Annotated in this window: 12 protein-coding genes; 8 read left to right on the forward strand and 4 right to left on the reverse strand. The window is 69.4% G+C overall.

Annotated features, from left to right (window positions below):
* A partial coding sequence (locus FKV25_RS16165) for a hypothetical protein (RefSeq protein ID WP_211345366.1) occupies positions 1-216 on the forward strand: 216 nt, incomplete at its 5' end.
* An 832-nt stretch (positions 217-1048) separates the two neighbouring features.
* On the opposite strand, the gene FKV25_RS04455 is transcribed toward FKV25_RS16165, so the two are convergent.
* Complete coding sequence (locus tag FKV25_RS04455; RefSeq protein ID WP_141517596.1) at positions 1049-2368, reverse strand: serine hydrolase domain-containing protein; 1320 nt, start codon at positions 2366-2368, stop codon at positions 1049-1051.
* A gap of 89 nt (positions 2369-2457) precedes the next feature.
* Here FKV25_RS04455 and FKV25_RS04460 point away from each other — a divergent pair, with 89 nt between their 5' ends.
* Positions 2458-3048 (forward strand): LemA family protein, encoded by a 591-nt coding sequence (locus FKV25_RS04460; protein WP_211345368.1) that lies wholly within the window; start codon positions 2458-2460, stop codon positions 3046-3048.
* Positions 3049-3142: 94 nt separating this feature from the next.
* A complete protein-coding gene (locus tag FKV25_RS04465; protein WP_141517598.1) occupies positions 3143-5032 on the forward strand; it encodes a M48 family metallopeptidase in 1890 nt (629 codons plus the stop codon).
* Between the two features lie 27 nt (positions 5033-5059).
* Here FKV25_RS04465 and FKV25_RS04470 read toward each other — a convergent pair whose 3' ends face one another.
* Positions 5060-6673: a GMC family oxidoreductase gene (locus tag FKV25_RS04470; RefSeq protein WP_141517599.1), complete on the reverse strand. Its 1614-nt coding sequence runs from the start codon at positions 6671-6673 to the stop codon at positions 5060-5062.
* Positions 6674-6901: 228 nt separating this feature from the next.
* On the opposite strand from FKV25_RS04470, the gene FKV25_RS04475 reads away from it, so the two are divergent.
* Complete coding sequence (locus tag FKV25_RS04475; protein WP_141517600.1) at positions 6902-8245, forward strand: NTP/NDP exchange transporter; 1344 nt, start codon at positions 6902-6904, stop codon at positions 8243-8245.
* Between the two features lie 69 nt (positions 8246-8314).
* Positions 8315-9511 (forward strand): NAD-dependent epimerase/dehydratase family protein, encoded by a 1197-nt coding sequence (locus tag FKV25_RS04480; protein ID WP_141517601.1) that lies wholly within the window; start codon positions 8315-8317, stop codon positions 9509-9511.
* A gap of 22 nt (positions 9512-9533) precedes the next feature.
* On the opposite strand, the gene FKV25_RS04485 is transcribed toward FKV25_RS04480, so the two are convergent.
* Both FKV25_RS04485 and FKV25_RS04490 read right to left on the reverse strand, forming a co-directional pair.
* Positions 9534-10034 carry a hotdog fold domain-containing protein gene (locus tag FKV25_RS04485; RefSeq protein ID WP_141517602.1) on the reverse strand — a complete coding sequence of 167 codons (501 nt, stop codon included), beginning with the start codon at positions 10032-10034 and terminating at the stop codon, positions 9534-9536.
* A gap of 76 nt (positions 10035-10110) precedes the next feature.
* Entirely contained in the window at positions 10111-12588 is a 2478-nt protein-coding gene (locus FKV25_RS04490; RefSeq protein ID WP_141517603.1) for an acyl-CoA dehydrogenase, read from the reverse strand.
* A 255-nt stretch (positions 12589-12843) separates the two neighbouring features.
* On the opposite strand from FKV25_RS04490, the gene FKV25_RS04495 reads away from it, so the two are divergent.
* From FKV25_RS04495 to FKV25_RS04505, 3 genes are all read left to right on the forward strand, one after another.
* Entirely contained in the window at positions 12844-13419 is a 576-nt protein-coding gene (locus tag FKV25_RS04495) for a TetR/AcrR family transcriptional regulator (protein ID WP_246071915.1), read from the forward strand.
* An 84-nt stretch (positions 13420-13503) separates the two neighbouring features.
* A complete protein-coding gene (locus FKV25_RS04500) occupies positions 13504-15342 on the forward strand; it encodes a phosphoenolpyruvate carboxykinase (GTP) (protein ID WP_246071917.1) in 1839 nt (612 codons plus the stop codon).
* Positions 15343-15344: 2 nt separating this feature from the next.
* Positions 15345-15935 carry a 2OG-Fe(II) oxygenase gene (locus FKV25_RS04505; RefSeq protein ID WP_246071918.1) on the forward strand — a complete coding sequence of 197 codons (591 nt, stop codon included), beginning with the start codon at positions 15345-15347 and terminating at the stop codon, positions 15933-15935.
* The last annotated feature ends 1 nt before the right edge of the window (position 15936 follow it).

Raw genomic sequence — 15936 nt, forward strand, 5'->3', positions numbered from 1 at the left:
AAGGCCGCCAAGAAGGCCGCCGCCAAGAAGACGGTGAAGAAGGCCGCCAAGAAGGCCGCCGCCAAGAAGACGGTGAAGAAGGCCGCCAAGAAGGCTGCTGCCAGGAAGCCGGCGAAGAAGGCCGCCAAGAAGACCGTCCGCAAGACGGCCAAGCGCACCTCGAAGAAGAAGGCCGCACCGGCCGCACTGCCGAACATCCCGGCACCGATGATCTGATACGTCCCGATACCGTTTCCACGGTCATCAGACTCTTCCCCGCGGCCCAGGCGGGGGAGAGTTTTTTTATGCTCCATCACCCGGATCAGGCGAGCGCACCGCGAGGCGCGGAAGTCCATGTCGCCTGCATGCGCCAGCTGGCGAACGATCTGTCCGTTGTCCGGCCGCCACGGCCTGCGGTGCTCGGCGGCCTCAAAGTCGCAAGACCAAGATCAAGGAGCGTAGCGCGCAATAAGCGCAGTGCATTGCGCCACGCTCTGTGCCGGCCAACTGACCCGGGCGATGGTCGATAGCCAGGGCGAAAGCAAGAGCTGGATTCCAGCGTTCGCTGGAATGACGGTTTGTGTGGGTGCCGTAAGGGGTTCGGCTGCAGCGTCGCCGCAAGGTGGGTCGAGCCGAAGGCGATACCCACCATGGCTTCCGGCCACGACGTGAGATGGGTTTTGCTCCGCGCAACCCATCCTGCGAAGCTGCGAACGCCTGATCGCCAGCCGCGTAGCCCGGGGAGGCGAAGCGCATCCGGGGGCCCGGTGTGAGGGGGATCGGACCGGGCGACAAGCCACGCGTATTGCGCCAAGCCCTGTGCCGGTCAAGTAGCCCAGGGAGAAGGCGAAAGCGGGCTCCCAGCGCTTATCGAACGCACGACGCGTTGCGCCGGGGCAAGGCGTGCCGGAAGCGCATCGCAGGAGGAGCGAAGAAGGCGTCTCCAGGCAAGGGGAGGCTGGCCCACCCATCGGCACACCCCGGCTGCTTCCCGGGGCGACGGATGTCGATCACGCCGCCTTCCGCGGAAATCCAGGAAGCACCCTGTGGAGCGGTGCCGGTCGCGGAGTCAGTGCCGCGCGACGAGTCGTGGGTCCGGGGCCTGGAAGTGTGCCGGCGTGCCGCCTTCACCGGTGAGCGCATCGTCGTAGTCGATGTCGAGCCACTTGCGTTCGGGCAGGCCGAGTGCGCTGTCGAGGATCATCGGCAACAGGCCCGAGGGCAGGCTCGTGTTCGAGTTCCACATCACGGCCACGCCGAAATCGCGGCCCGGCAGAAGCGCGACCATGCCGCGATACCCCTGCACGACACCGCCGTGGTAGATCATCCGTTGGCCCGCGTAATCGTGGACCCGCCAGCCCAGCGCATAGCCGGCATAAGTGATCCGCTCCCGGCGCCAGGACGTACCCATCTGGCCCGGTGTGTCGACGATCGGTGCATGCAGCGTCGCCAGCAGCGGCGCCGACAGCACGTCAGGCCGGTGGCCGGTCTGGGCGATCAGCCACTGCGCCATGTCGCTCGCGCTTGCGTTCACCCCGGCCGCGGGCGGCAACTGGTAGTACGTCGGCTTCGGCGAGACCGAGGCCCAGCCACCGCGGGTGGCGATATGCGGGCGCGCCCAGCTCGGGCTGCTCTCGATGCCCTCCAGGCCGAGGCTGGCATCGTTCATTCCCAGCGGCTGGAAGATGCGGCGGCGCACCTCCTGGCTGTAGAAGTCGCCGGTCGCGGCGAACACGACGTCGCCGATCAGGCTGAAGGCGACATTCTGGTAGGCATAGCAGGTGCCCGGCTGGCAACGCAGCGGTGTGTTGGCAAGGCGGCCGGTCAGCGTGCGGTAGTCGACGTAGCGCTCGAGGTCGCGGTCGTAGGCATTGTGCGGCAGCCCCAGGCGGTGGCTGAGCAGGTCGGCGATGGTCACCTGCTGGGTGGCGTAGGGGTCCTTGAGCTTGAAGTTCGGCAGGTACTGGGTGACTTTGCTGTCCCAGCGCAAGGTGCCTTCGTTGATCAACAGGCCGGCCATGCTCGAGGCGAAGGCCTTCGACAGCGAAGCCAGGCGGAACACGGTATGCGAGTCGACCGGCGCGGGCGCCTGCATGTCGGTAACGCCATATCCGCGTGCACTGAGCACCTTGCCTTCGTGCACGATGGCCACGGCCATCCCGGGCACGCGGCGATCCGCGACCAGCGCCTGCGCCATGGCCTCGAACCGCTTCACGTTGAAGTCCGGCGGCAGCGGCGTGCTGCTGACGGTGGAAATCGTGTCGGTGGCCGGAGGCGGCGCGGCAGAGGAGGGCGTCTGCGCCGTGGTGCCGAGGGCGAGCGGAAGCAGGGCGGACAGGACCGCCAGGCGTAGGAAGGTGCGTGGCCGGGCGGTCATGGTGGCTTTCATCGTTCGCAGCGCCTGCGTATGCTGGGAGTGCATTCGATTCTAGCGCCGACCCCACCCGGGGTTACAAGCCACGTGGAGTGAAGGTCATGATGGGTTTATTGATTCTGCTTGTCGTGTTGGCAGTCCTGGGGTTCTGGGCGGTCGGCATGTACAACGGCCTGGTCGGCGCCCGCAACGCGTTCAAGAACGCCTTCGCGCAGATCGACGTACAGCTCCAGCGTCGTTTCGACCTGATCCCCAACCTGGTGGAAACCGCCAAGGCCTATCTGGCGCACGAGAAGGGCACGCTGGAGGCGGTCACCGCGGCGCGCAACGCGGCGCAGTCCGGGCTGGCGGCGGCCAAGGCGTCGCCCGGCGATCCGGCCGCGATGGCCGAGCTGTCGCGCAGCCAGGGCGCGCTGGAAGGCGCGCTGGGTCGCCTGCTGGTCACGGTCGAAGCCTATCCCGAACTCAAGGCCAGCCAGAACATGATGCAGCTGACCGAGGAACTCACCAGCACCGAGAACAAGGTGGCGTTCGCCCGGCAGGCCTACAACGACAGCGTGATGGCCTACAACAACAAGCGCGAGATGTTCCCGTCGTCGGTCGTGGCGGGCATGTTCAACTTCAAGCCGGCGGCCCTGCTCGACATCCCGGCCGACAAGCCCGAGGTGCGCGAGGCGCCGAAGGTCCAGTTCTGACCGCCCTGCCCGGGGCACGCCCCCGGGGAGCCCCCGCGGGCCCGGCGTCGCCGGGTCGCGTGTCCCGCCCACTCGACCCCTGGCCGATCCACGCATGAATTTCTTCGAACACCAGGCGGCGGCGCGCAAGAGTTCGACGCGGCTGGTCGTGCTGTTCGGGCTGGCGGTACTGGGCATCGTGCTGGCGGTCGACGCGGCGGTCGGGCTCGTTGCCGGGTTTACGCCGGGACTGATGGCGGTGGCTTCGCTGGGTACGCTCGCGGTCATCGGCCTGGGGTCGCTTTTCCGGATCGCCAGCCTGGGCGCCGGCGGCGAACCGGTGGCGCTGCAGCTGGGCGGGGTGCCGGTGCCCGAGGACACGCGTGACCTCAACCTGCGACGCCTGCGCAATGTCGTCGAGGAGATCGCGATCGCGTCCGGCGTGCCCGTGCCCAAGGTCTACGTGCTCGAGCACGAAGCGGCGATCAACGCCTTCGCCGCCGGCTACTCGCCGTCCGACGCCGTGGTCGCGGTGACGCGCGGTGCCCTCGACCGGCTCAACCGCGACGAACTTCAGGGCGTGATCGCCCACGAATTCAGCCACATCCTCAACGGCGACATGCGCCTGAACATCCGCCTCATGGGCGTGCTGTTCGGGATCATGATGATCGCCATCATCGGCCGCAAGGTCATGGTCCACGGCCACTACGCCAGCCGCAGGGAGGGCGTGGCGGTGGTGCTGGTGGCGGCCCTGGTCGCGATGGCGATCGGCTCGATCGGCCTGTTCTTCGGCCGCATGATCAAGGCGGGCGTCAGCCGCAGTCGCGAACGCCTGGCCGATGCCTCGGCCGTCCAGTTCACGCGTCAGACCGCCGGACTGGCCGGCGCGCTGAAGAAGATCGGGGGGCTGGAGGACGGCTCGCGGCTCGCCGCGCGCGGCGATGCCGAGGAGGTCAGCCACATGCTGTTCGGCGACGGCGTCGGGTTCAGCGGCCTGTTCGCGACCCACCCGCCCCTGGTCCAGCGCATCCAGGCACTGGAGCCCGGCTTCGACGACGCCCAGCTCAAGGCGCTGTCGCGGCGGTGGATGCAGGCGGCGCCCAATGGGCTCGAAGAGGACATGCAGATGGGCCTGGCGCCGGGCGCACCGCCGCCGCCCTTGCCGTCGCAGGCCGAGCACGCCCTGTCGCCGGGAGCCGTGTCCGCGCAGGTGGCCCATCCCGGTGCGGACGACTACCTGCGTGCCGACGCCCTGGTCGCGGCCATGCCGCCTTCGCTGCGCGCGCTCGCCGCCGAACGCGAAGGGGTGGTGCCCTTGCTGCTCGGCCTGCTGATGGATTCGCGCCAGGCCATCGCCGACAAGCAGGTGGCCGAGATCTCGGCGCGGCTGGGCCGCGTCGTCGCCGAGCGCGCACGCCACATCCACGACAGCGAGCTGCACGACCTGAACCCGATGCTCCGGCTGCCGCTGGCCGCGATGGCGTTCCCGGTCCTGCGCCTGCGTCCGCGCCCGGAACTGGATGGCTTCCTCGATGCCTCCAACGCGATGGTCTACGCCGATGGCCGGGTCAGCCTGTTCGAATACTGCCTGGCGCGGTTGCTGACGGTACAGGTGCGCGAGTCGCTCGACCCGGCACGCTACGCGCGCATGGGGCGCAAGCGCGTACCGGGCGTCAAGCGCGAGTTCGCGACCCTGCTCGCGGTCGTGGCGCAGGCCGGCCACGCCGACGAGGCAGGTGCCCGGCGCGCCTACCTGGCTGGACTCCAGCGGATCCTGCCGCGCGACCACATGCCCTACGGGCCGCCGGCCGAGGGCGTGGTCGCGCTGGACGAAGTCTGGGAGCCGCTGGACGCGCTCGATCCGCTGGCCAAGCAGGTGCTGGTGGAGTCCATCACCGAGGCGATCGGCCACGATGGCCGCGTCAGCGTCGCCGAAGCCGAGCTCCTGCGCACCATCTGCGGCGTCCTGCACTGCCCGCTGCCGCCGATGCTCGGCGGCGCCTGAACCGGCGGGCGCGGGGCGCGGCGAACGCTAGCGCGCGAGATCGGGCGCCAGGATCATGCCGGCCGCGCGCTCGGCGATCATGATCGTCGGCGCGTTGGTGTTGCCACCGACCAGCCGCGGCATGACCGAAGCATCCACCACGCGCAGGCCGTCCACGCCCTTCACCCGGAGGCGCGTGTCCACGACGGCCTCGTCGTCCTGGCCCATCCGGCAGGTCCCGACCGGGTGGTAGATGCTTTCGGCGCGGGCGCGGACGAAAGCGGCCAGGCCCGCGTCATCGAGGTCGCCGTGGGCCGGATGGACCGGTTCGCCGCGGTAGGGATCGAAGGCCGGCTGGGCCAGCAGCTCGCGCGACAGACGCGCGCATTCGACCATCATCTTCATGTCGAACCCTCCCTCGTCGCTCAGGTAGCCCGCCTCGATGCGCGGCTTGTCGCCGGCGCTCGCGCTGGCCAGGCGGATCCGTCCCCGGCTGCGCGGACGAAGGAAGCAGGCATGCACCGTGTAGCCGTCGCCCGGCAAGCGATTGCGACCGTGGTCGTCGAGCAGGGCGGGCACGAAGTGGAACTGGATGTCGGCCCGCGCGTCGGCTGCCAGGCGGGAACGCACGAAGCCGCCCGCCTCGGCGATGTTGCTGGTGCCCGCGCCGCGACGCCCGCGCAGGTAGTAGTCGAAGGCGATGCGCAGTTCACTGGCGCGGTCGTAACTGACCGGCAGCCTCGAGCGGGTCAGGGTGCAGATGTCCAGGTGGTCCTGCAGGTTGCGGCCAACGCCGGGCGCGTCGAACACACGCTCGATGCCCAGCCGCCCCAGTTCGTCGGCCGGCCCCACCCCCGAGAGCATCAACAACTGCGGGGAGTTGACCGCACCGCCGCAGAGCAGCACTTCGCGCGTCGCCGACTGGTGGTAGGCGCGCCCGCCGGCGCTGTAGGCCACCCCCGAGGCCCGCGGCACCGCGCCACGATCGAAGGTGATGCGAGAGACCTGCGCCCCGGTGACGACCTTCAGGTTGCGCCGGCCTTGCACGGGGTGGAGGTAGGCCACCGCGCTGGAGCAGCGGGCACCGTCCTTCTGCGTCACCTGGTAGAGGCCGAAGCCCGCCTGTCCGGGGCCGTTGAAATCGTCGTTGCGCGGGTGGCCCATCTGCGCCCCGGCTTCGACGAAGGCGTGCGACAGGGGGTTGACGTGGCGCAGGTCGGCCACGTGCAACGGCCCCGTGCCGCCATGCAGCGGTCCGGCGCCGCGCGTGTTGCACTCGGACCGGAGGAAGGCCGGAAGGACGTCGCGCCAGGCCCAGCCCGGCGCCCCCAGGGCCGCCCACTCGTCGTAGTCGCGGGGGTCGCCGCGGGTGTAGCACATCGCATTGATCGAGCTGCTGCCGCCCAGGACCTTGCCGCGTGGCCACCACAACGCACGGTCGTCCAGCATCGCCTGCGGCGCGGTGTGGTAATCCCAGTTGAGTTGCGCCTGGTCGACAAGCCGGGCGAGGCCCGCGGGCATGTGGATGAAGGGGTGGCGATCGCGTGGGCCGGCCTCCAGCAGCAGCACGTTCACGTCGGGATCGGCGGACAGCCGGTTGGCCAGCACGCAGCCCGCCGAGCCGGCACCGATGATGATGTAGTCGTGGCGTCTCGCGGACATGGGTCCTGACGTGGCCTGGATTGTGCGCATTACAGCAGATGCCGTGCACGCCGGCTGCGTGGGAGCGGGCAGGGTTGGGTACCATGTGCGGCATGCCCGCCGCGATGGGGGCTGCGCGGGTGCGGCGCCCACGGGGGCATCGCCACGGCGCATCGCATCGCGCATCCATTGCGACCTTGAGCGTCGGGAGAGCCAGGTGGGGCCGGACAAGCACATGGGCGGTGGACGATGAAGGCCTGGCCGGCGCGGACCCGGCGCCTGCGGGCGATGCTGGCCGGCTCGCCGCCACTGTGGTGGTCGCTGCTGTACTTCTTCTGCCTGCTGTGCGGCTACTACGTGCTGCGCCCGGTGCGTGACGCCATGGGCGCCTCCAGCGATGTCTTCGCCGTGTTCCCGCCGGGCCTGCTGGCGTGGGCGGCCGGCCACGGGGTGGCCCTGGGCGACTACACCCTGCAGGTGCTGTTCACTGCCACCTTCATCGTCATGGTGCTCCTGCAGCCGCTGTACGGCGCGCTGGTCGCGCACTTCCCGCGACGGGTCTTCCTGCCCATCGTCTACTTGGCCTTCATCGCCTGCCTGTTCGGCTTCCAGGCGCTGTTCGCGGGGGGCGTGCCGGGTCGCGGCGGCCTGTTCTTCGTCTGGGTGGCCGTGTTCAACATGTTCGCCGTCACGGTGTTCTGGAGCTACATGGCGGACGTGTTCGACAACGAGGACGCCAAGCGCTTCTACGGCTACATCGGCGCCGGCGGGACCCTGGGTGCGCTGGTCGGACCCGCGCTGACCAGCACGCTGGTCGGACTGATCGGGGTGGCCCACCTGCTGCTGGTATCGGCGGCGTTCCTGTGCGTGTGCCTGCTGTGCATCGTCAAGCTCAGGCCCTGGGCGATACGCCGCGAACGCCTGCACCGCGACGCCAGCGGCGAGCAGGCGATGGGCGGTTCGATCGTCGCCGGACTGAAGCTGGTCGCGTCCAGTCCGATCCTGCGTGCACTCGCGCTGCTGATGTTCTTCGGCGTGGGCGTGGGCACGCTGCTCTACAACGAGCAGGCGGCCATCGTGAGGGCCTTCTACCCGGACGCACGCGAGGCCACGCGGTACTACTCGCTGATCGACGCGGCGGTGAACACCACGACCCTGCTCATCCAGCTCGTGATCACGCGCTGGCTGCTGCGACGTCACGGCGTCGCGCCGGCGCTGCTGCTGCCGGCCTTCGCGATCATCTGCGGCTACGCATTGCTCGCGATGTCGCCCCTGCCGGTGCTGGTCGCGATCGTCCAGGTGGCCACGCGGGCGGGCGAGTTTTCCCTGGGCAAGCCGGGGCGCGAGACGATCTACACGCGGGTCGACCGCGAGTCGCGCTACAAGGGCAAGGCGGTCATCGATACCGTGGTCTACCGCGCCGGTGACCTGAGCTTCGTCTGGCTGCACAAATGGCTTGCGATCTTCGGCTCGCGGGTGGTGTTCGGCGTCGGCATGGGCGTGGCCGCCTGCCTCGCGCTGGCCGCCTGGCGGGTCGTGCGCACCCAGCGCGAACTTCCCGGCGGGGAAGCGACGCCCCCCCGTGAGGCATGACCTCCGGCGCATGGCGGACCGGCCGCAGAGGTCGCACAGTGCAGCCATCCCTTGCCGCTGGAGCCCGTGATGCAGACTGGACGCCGTGAACTCTTGCTGGGCGCGCTGGCAGGCGCCGTCGCGATGGCGCTGCCGGCATGCGCCGCGGGCGGATCCGTGGCCGGGGCCCCGCCAAAGGCCCGGCCGCTACGCATCCTGGTGATGGGCGGCACCGGCTTCCTGGGGCCGCATTTCGTCGAGGCCGCGCTGGCGCAAGGCCATCGGCTCACGCTGTTCAATCGTGGCAAGAGCCATCCCGAACGCTTCAGCGATCCGCGCTACGCCGCCATCGAACAGTTGCAGGGCGATCGCAAGACCGACCTGTCGGCCCTCGAGGGCGAGCAGCGATGGGACGCGGTGCTCGATACCTCGGCCTACATCCCCGCGGACGTGACGCGCTCGGCACGCCTGCTCGCCCCGCGCATCGGCCAGTACCTGCTGGTCTCGACGATATCGGTCTACGCCCGCAACGACATCGTCGACATGGACGAGGACGCCGAACTCATCCGACTGCCCGACCCGACGGTCACCGAGGTGACCGGCGAGACCTATGGCGGCCTGAAGGCGCTTTGCGAGGCAGCGGCGCGCGCGGAAATGCCGGAGGGCACGACCGTCGTCAGGCCGGGCCTGATCGTCGGGCCCGGCGACACCACCGACCGCTTCACCTACTGGCCTGCGCGGGCCGACCGTGGCGGCGAGATCCTCGGCCCCGGTTCGCCCGAGGCGCCCACGCAGTTCATCGATGCCCGCGACCTGGCCGACTTCCTGCTGCACCTGCTCGAAACGCGCACCCTGGGCACCTTCAACGCCGATGCGCCGGCTGGGGCGCTGACCATGGGGGCGGTGCTCGATGCCAGTCGCGAGGCGGCGCGTTCGATGAGCGTCCGGCACTGCGTCACCGCGCCATGCCCGCAGCCTCCCGGTGCGCAATCGAGCGTGACGTGGGTGCCTGCCGATTTCCTCGAGGCGCAGGGGGTGCGTGCCTGGCAGGACATGCCTGCGTGGATTCCCGCACGGGGCGAGTACGCCGGCTTCGGCCGCACCCGTACCACGCGCGCCCAGGCCGCGGGCCTTCGCTACCGGCCTCTGGAGGAGACCGTGCGCGACACCCTCGAGTGGTGGCGAGCACAACCGGAGTCACGGCGCGCGCAACCCAGGGCCGGTCTCGCGCCGGAGCGCGAAGCCGAAGTATTGCGCGCCTGGCACGCTGCCCGGCAGACCGGATGACGCTCTACGGCCGGTCCCGGCCCTAGCGTGGACCGGCTGTTGCTTCGCGGTTGCGCGCGGGACGCGGTGACACCCACATGGCGATGACGGCGACGAACACGAGGCTGCCGGTGTGGTCGAGCACCTCGACCCGGACCGGGAGTTCGTAGCCGCTTTCGCGCGAGGCGATGGGCGCGTCCGGCGTGGCCGTCGCGTGCATCGTGCCCTGGGCGCGTGCCCGGTACTCGACCTGCATGCCCTTGGGGATCCAGCGCATGTCGCGCGGCAGGCTGGCATCGAGCATGACGCCGCCAGCCAGTTCCGCCAGGTTGCACAGCGCGATCGCATGCACGCTGCCGATGTGGTTGTGCACCGCGCGGCGGTCGCGCATGCGGACCTCGCAGCGCCCCGTCCCGAGCGCGACGAAGCGCGGCGAGATGGTGGAGAAGTAGGGCGCCTTGAAGCAGACCGCGCGGGAGAACAGCCAGGGGCCGGCGGGCCAGCGCGACAGGCGTTGCCAGGTGGACAGCAGGGGAGTGCTCATGGACGCTCCGTCGAAGGAACCGCGACCCCGGAAAAGGGAACGGCGGGTCGCCCCGCCGTTCCGCCTCGCGCGCCGGTCAGGCGGCGTCGCGCTTGTCGTCGGCCGCGATCTGGTCGCGGAAATAGCCCGCCGAGCGCAGTTCCCAGGACTCGAAGTCGTCCACCGAGATCGCATCGACGGTCATTTCGCGGAGCGCTTCGAGCTGCTTGCGCTCCTCGGCCGTGATCCAGCCTTCCTTCACGCCCTCGTCGAGCTGCGACTTGAAGTCCAGCGCTTCGATGTCGCTGTTCTTCAGGGCCTTCAGGAACTTGCGCTCCACCGGTTCGGCCAGCACCACCTGCGGCAGGTAGCTGTTGATGCGCCCGGCCGGGTTGTTCGCGCCGGGCGTGGTGAAGATGCCCTGGGCGAGGCGGTCGCGCGCGTCGTTGGGCGACATCAGCAGCGAGGCCAGCTTGTGGCCCAGGCGATCGCTCGGCGCCTGTGCGCGGCGGCCCCACGGGAACACCAGCAGCCACAGCAGCCAGCCCACCGGTCGAACGGGGAAGTTGCGAAGCGCGCTCGACAGGGCGATTTCCATCTTGTGCACGCTGTTGTGGAACGACCAGGCGAGCAACGGCTGGTCGGAGGCCGGGCGGCCCTCGTCCTCGTAACGCTTGAGCATGGCGCTGGTGATGTAGAGGTGACTGAGCACGTCGCCGAGGCGGCCGGACAGCGACTCCTTGAACTTCAGCTTGCCGCCCAGCAGGAGCATGGACGTGTCGGCCATGAGCGCCAGCGCAGCGGAATAGCGGTTGAGCTTGCGGTAGTAGCGACGGGTGTAGGCGTCGCCCGGGGCGCTGCCGAAGCGCGCGCCGGTGATGCCGAACCACCAGCTGCGGACCGCGTTGGAGATGGCGAAGCCGATATGGCCGAAGAGGTTGCGGTCGAACTCGCGCAGGCGCTCGCCCGGGTCGGGCAGGGTGGTGGCCTTCATCTCCTTGAGCACCCAGGGATGGCACAGGATCGCGCCCTGGCCGAAGATCATCAGCGAGCGCGTCATGATGTTCGCACCTTCCACCGTGATCGCGATCGGCGATGCCTGCCAGCCGCGGCCCAGGTAGTTCTTCGGCCCCAGGATGATGCCCTTGCCGCCATGGATGTCCATCGCGTCCTTGGCCGCCTCGCGGCCCATCTCGGTGCAGTGGTACTTGGAGATCGTCGAAGGGACCGCCGGCAGCTCGCCGCGCGCGACGGCGGCGGCCGAGGCCTCCGACAGGGCGCTGGCGGCGTAGGCATTACCGGCGATGCGCGCCAGCGCTTCCTCCACGCCCTCGAAGCGGCCGATCGACAGGCCGAACTGCTTGCGGATGCGCGAGTACGCACCGGTGACCACGGCCGCCATCTTGGCGCCGCCGCTGGCGGTCGAGGGCAGGGTGATCGAACGCCCGATCGACAGGCACTCGACCAGCATCTGCCAGCCCTTGCCGGCGTACTTCTCGCCGCCGATGAGCTGGCTGAGCGGGATGAACACCTCGCGGCCATGGATGGGGCCGTTCTGGAACGGGCTGTTGAGCGGGAAATGGCGGCGGCCGATGTCGATGCCGGGGGTGTCGCGCGGGACCAGCGCCAGGGTGATGCCGATGTCCTGCTTGTCGCCGATGATCCCGTCCGGGTCGTACATGCGGAACGCCAGGCCGATCAGCGATGCCACAGGCGCCAGGGTGATGTAACGCTTGTCGAAGGTGAGCTTGAGGCCCACCACCCGCGCGCCGTTCCACTCGCCCATCGTGACGATGCCGTAGTCCGGGATCGAGGTGGCGTCGGAGCCGGCCCACGGGCCGGTCAGGCCGAAGCACGGGACCTCGCGGCCGTCGGCCAGGCGCGGCAGGTAGTAGTCCTTCTGCTCCTGGGTGCCGTAGTGCATCAGCAGTTCGGCCGGGCCCAGCGAGTTGGGCACGCCGACGGTGGAGCTGACCACGCTCGACATCGACGCCAGCTTCTGGATGACCTTGTGGTTGCCCAGCGCGGTGAAGCCCAGGCCGCCGTACTCCTTGGGCACGATCATGCCGAAGAACTTGTTCTTCTTGATGAAGTCCCACATCTCCGGCGGCAGGTCGGCACGGACGTGGGTGATGTCCCAGTCGTCGATCATCTTGCACAGCTCTTCCACCGGGCCGTCGAGGAAGGCCTGCTCGTCCTCGCGCAGGGTCGGCCGCGGTTGCGACAGCAGGGCGTTCCAGTCGGGCTTGCCGGAGAAAAGTTCGCCCTCGAAGCCGACCGTGCCGGCCTCCAGCGCGACGCGTTCGGTCTCCGACAGCGGCGGCAGGATCTTCGTGTAGAACTTGAGCAGCGGCGCGGTGATCAGCGGCAGGCGGATGGCCGGGACCAGCAACGGCACGGCGACCGCGGCCAGCAGGATGCCCGCGACGAGGCTGGCGATGGCGTTCGCGCCCAGCAGCCAGGCGGCCACCAGCGCAGTCGCGCTCAGGGCCACCCACACGGCAAGCCGCATGCGGTGGTAGGCGGCGATGGCGCCCACGACCAGCAGGACGATGAAGGGAATCGCGATGCTCATGGCGACACTCCAGAGACGGTATGGCATTGGTGACGGAAGGACAGACAGGCCCGCCCATGGCGATCTCCATCCTGCCAGCCGGGCCGCGAAGAGGGGGTGACCCGCTCGCCTCGGACTGGATGGCGATGGTGGCCTGCTGTTAACATACGCTTGAGTATGGTTATAGCGCTGGCAGCCTGTCAAGCCGCCGGAATGTCTGCATACTGTCCCCCTCGCACCCGTATGGTTACACTTGACACCATGAGCGTTTCAGCCATGACGAAGACCGAGCGGAACGGCCGCCTGAGCGCGGAAGACTGGGCCCAGGCCGCCCTGGACCAGATCGCCGAGCAGGGCGTGGCGGCGGTCGCCGTGGAGCCGCTCGCCCGTCGCCTGGGAGTCACCAAGGGCAGCTTCTACTGGCACTTCCCGTCCCGCGACGCACTGCTCGTGGCGGCGCTGGAGCGCTGGGAAAAGGTCGAGCAGGAAGAAGTCTTCGGCCAGCTCGAACCCATCCCGGACCCGCGCCAGCGCCTGCGCGCACTGTTCAGCGTCGTCGCGCACGAGGTCAAGTCGCACATCGTCTATTCCGAGCTGCTCAAGGCGCTGGACCATCCCGCCGTGCAGCCCGTCATCGGACGCGTGTCCGACCGCCGGCTCGAGTACCTCACCGCGTCGTTCCGGCAGGTCGGCCTCAGCCGCACCGATGCGCGCTATCGCGCGCAGCTGCTGTACGCCGCCTACGTGGGCTTCCTGCAACTGAACCTGCAACTGCACCAGACCCGGATGCAGCACGAGGAGTTCGAGGCCTATGTCGAACACATGATGGACACCCTCATCCCGTCCAGCTGAATCCGGTCGCGCGCCGCCGGCCCCGTGCCGGCCTGCCGGTCGCGTCCAATCCGTCTTGTCCGAAGTATGTCCCGGAGTCCCGCCGTGAATGCCCTCTCCTCTGAAGCGTCCAAACCCGCCCCTTCAACGTCCGTTGCCGGCAGCCGCCTGGCCGCGCTGAACGCCTGGGTGGCCGAGGTCGCCGCGCTGACCGCTCCGGCGGCGGTGCACTGGTGCGACGGCAGCGACGCGGAGAACGCGGCCCTGGTCGCGCAGATGCAGGCCGACGGCACGCTGCTGCCGCTCAACCCCGCCACGAACCCCGGAAGCTGGCTGCATCGTTCGGACCCCGACGACGTGGCCCGCGTCGAGCACCTGACCTTCGTGTGCACCTCGCGCGAAGAGGACGCGGGCCCGAACAACCACTGGATGGCACCTGCCGCCGCGCACGCGAAGATGGACGCGCTGTTCAAGGGCTGCATGCGCGGGCGCACCATGTACGTCATCCCGTACTGCATGGGCCCGATCGATTCGCCGCTGTCGCGCTGCGGCGTGGAGATCACCGACAGTCCCTATGTCGTGGCCAACATGCGCCTGATGACCCGGATGGGCGCGCCCGCGCTGGCGCGCATCGAGCGCGAGGGCCTCGAGCGGGCTGCCCGCGGCGAGGGCGGCGACACGTTCGTCAAGGGCCTGCATTCCATTGGCGAGCTGGACCCGGGCCGCCGCTTCATCATGCACTTCCCCGAAGAGCTGGCGATCAAGTCCTACGGCTCGGGCTACGGCGGCAACGCCCTGCTTGGCAAGAAGTGCCACGCCCTGCGCATCGCCTCCTACCAGGCGCGCCACGAGGGCTGGATGGCCGAGCACATGCTGATCGTCGGCATCGAGAACCCCAGCGGCGAGACCCACTACGTCGCGGCGGCGTTCCCGTCGGCCTGCGGCAAGACCAACCTCGCCATGCTGATCCCGCCGGAGGGCTACCAGCGCGAAGGCTGGAAGGTCTGGACGGTCGGCGACGACATCTGCTGGATGCGCCCGGGCGCGGACGGGCGCCTGTACGCCATCAACCCGGAGGCCGGCTACTTCGGCGTGGCCCCGGGCACCTCGGCGAAGTCGAACCCGAACGCCCTGGCCACCATCGACGCCAACACCATCTTCACCAACGTCGGCCTCACCGCCGACAACCAGCCGTGGTGGGAAGGCCTGGACAACGGCGAGCGGCCGGCGACGGACTGGCGCGGCAATCCCTATGATCCCGACAAGGGCCCGGCCGCGCATCCGAACGCGCGTTTCACCGTCAGCGCGAAGCAGTGCCCGAGCTGGTCTCCGATGGCCGAGGACCCACAGGGCGTGCCGATCAGCGCGATCGTGTTCGGCGGTCGCCGCGCCTCGCTGGTCCCGCTGGTGTTCCAGGCGCGCGACTGGACGCACGGCGTGCTGGTCGGCGCGGCGATGGGCTCGGAAACCACTGCCGCGGCCACCGGTGCGGTCGGCGTGATGCGCCGCGACCCGATGGCGATGAAACCCTTCTGCGGCTACAACTTCGCCGACTATTTCAGCCATTGGCTGTCGTTCGACGGCGCCGGCGCGGCGTTGCCGAAGGTCTTCCACGTGAACTGGTTCCGCAAGGGCGACGACGGCAAGTTCCTGTGGCCCGGCTTCGGCGACAACCTGCGCGTGCTCGAATGGATGATCGGCCGCGTCAAGGGCGAGGCCGGCGCCGTGGAAACCCCGATCGGCCACCTGCCCATCCCGACCGACCTCAACCTGGAGGGCGTGGAGCTGTCCGACGAGGCGCGCGCCAAGCTGTTCGGCTTCGAGCGTGCTGGCTGGCAGGCCGAGTTCGCCAGCATCGGCGAGTATCTCGACGGGTATGGCCCGCGCATGCCGCAGGCGCTCAAGGACGAACAGTCGCGCATCGCCGTCCTGCTGGCGGACTGAGCATGTCGAGCGCCGACGCGCCGCCGGGGGCGCTGCCCGCCGACCGCGAAGTCCTGGTCGACGGGCGCCCGTTGCGCGTGTTCGACGGCCATCTCCCGAACGTCGGCGACTACGTCCAGGCGCTCGGCCGCGCGCCCTTCACCCGCACCGAGGTGGCGCGCGAGGACACGGCAGACTACCGCCACTGGGCGACCGAGATGAAGATCGAGGCACTGGTCCGCCAACCCATCTTCGAGGTCACCCGGCGCGCGGTCATGGGCTTCTCGTCCCCGGGCCATGGCTACCGCCCGTACCGCGCCTACACGAACGTCGCCAGTTACGGCGACATGCTGTTCACCCACACCGACTGCCTGCCCGAACAGCGCGACCTCACCGCGCTGTGGTACCTGTGCGACCGCTGGGACGTGGAGTGGGGCGGGGAGACCGTGTTCTATGATGCGAACGACGAACTGATGTGCGCCGTGCGCCCGCGTCCCGGGCGGCTGGTCGTGTTCGACGGCGCCATCAAGCACGCCGGCCGGGCGCCGAACCGTATCTGCTACACGCCGCGCTACACCTTCGCGATCAAGTTCGAGCGCGTCGCGATCGGCTGAC

This window comes from Marilutibacter aestuarii, from assembly GCF_006546775.1.
Lineage (GTDB): Bacteria > Pseudomonadota > Gammaproteobacteria > Xanthomonadales > Xanthomonadaceae > Marilutibacter > Marilutibacter aestuarii.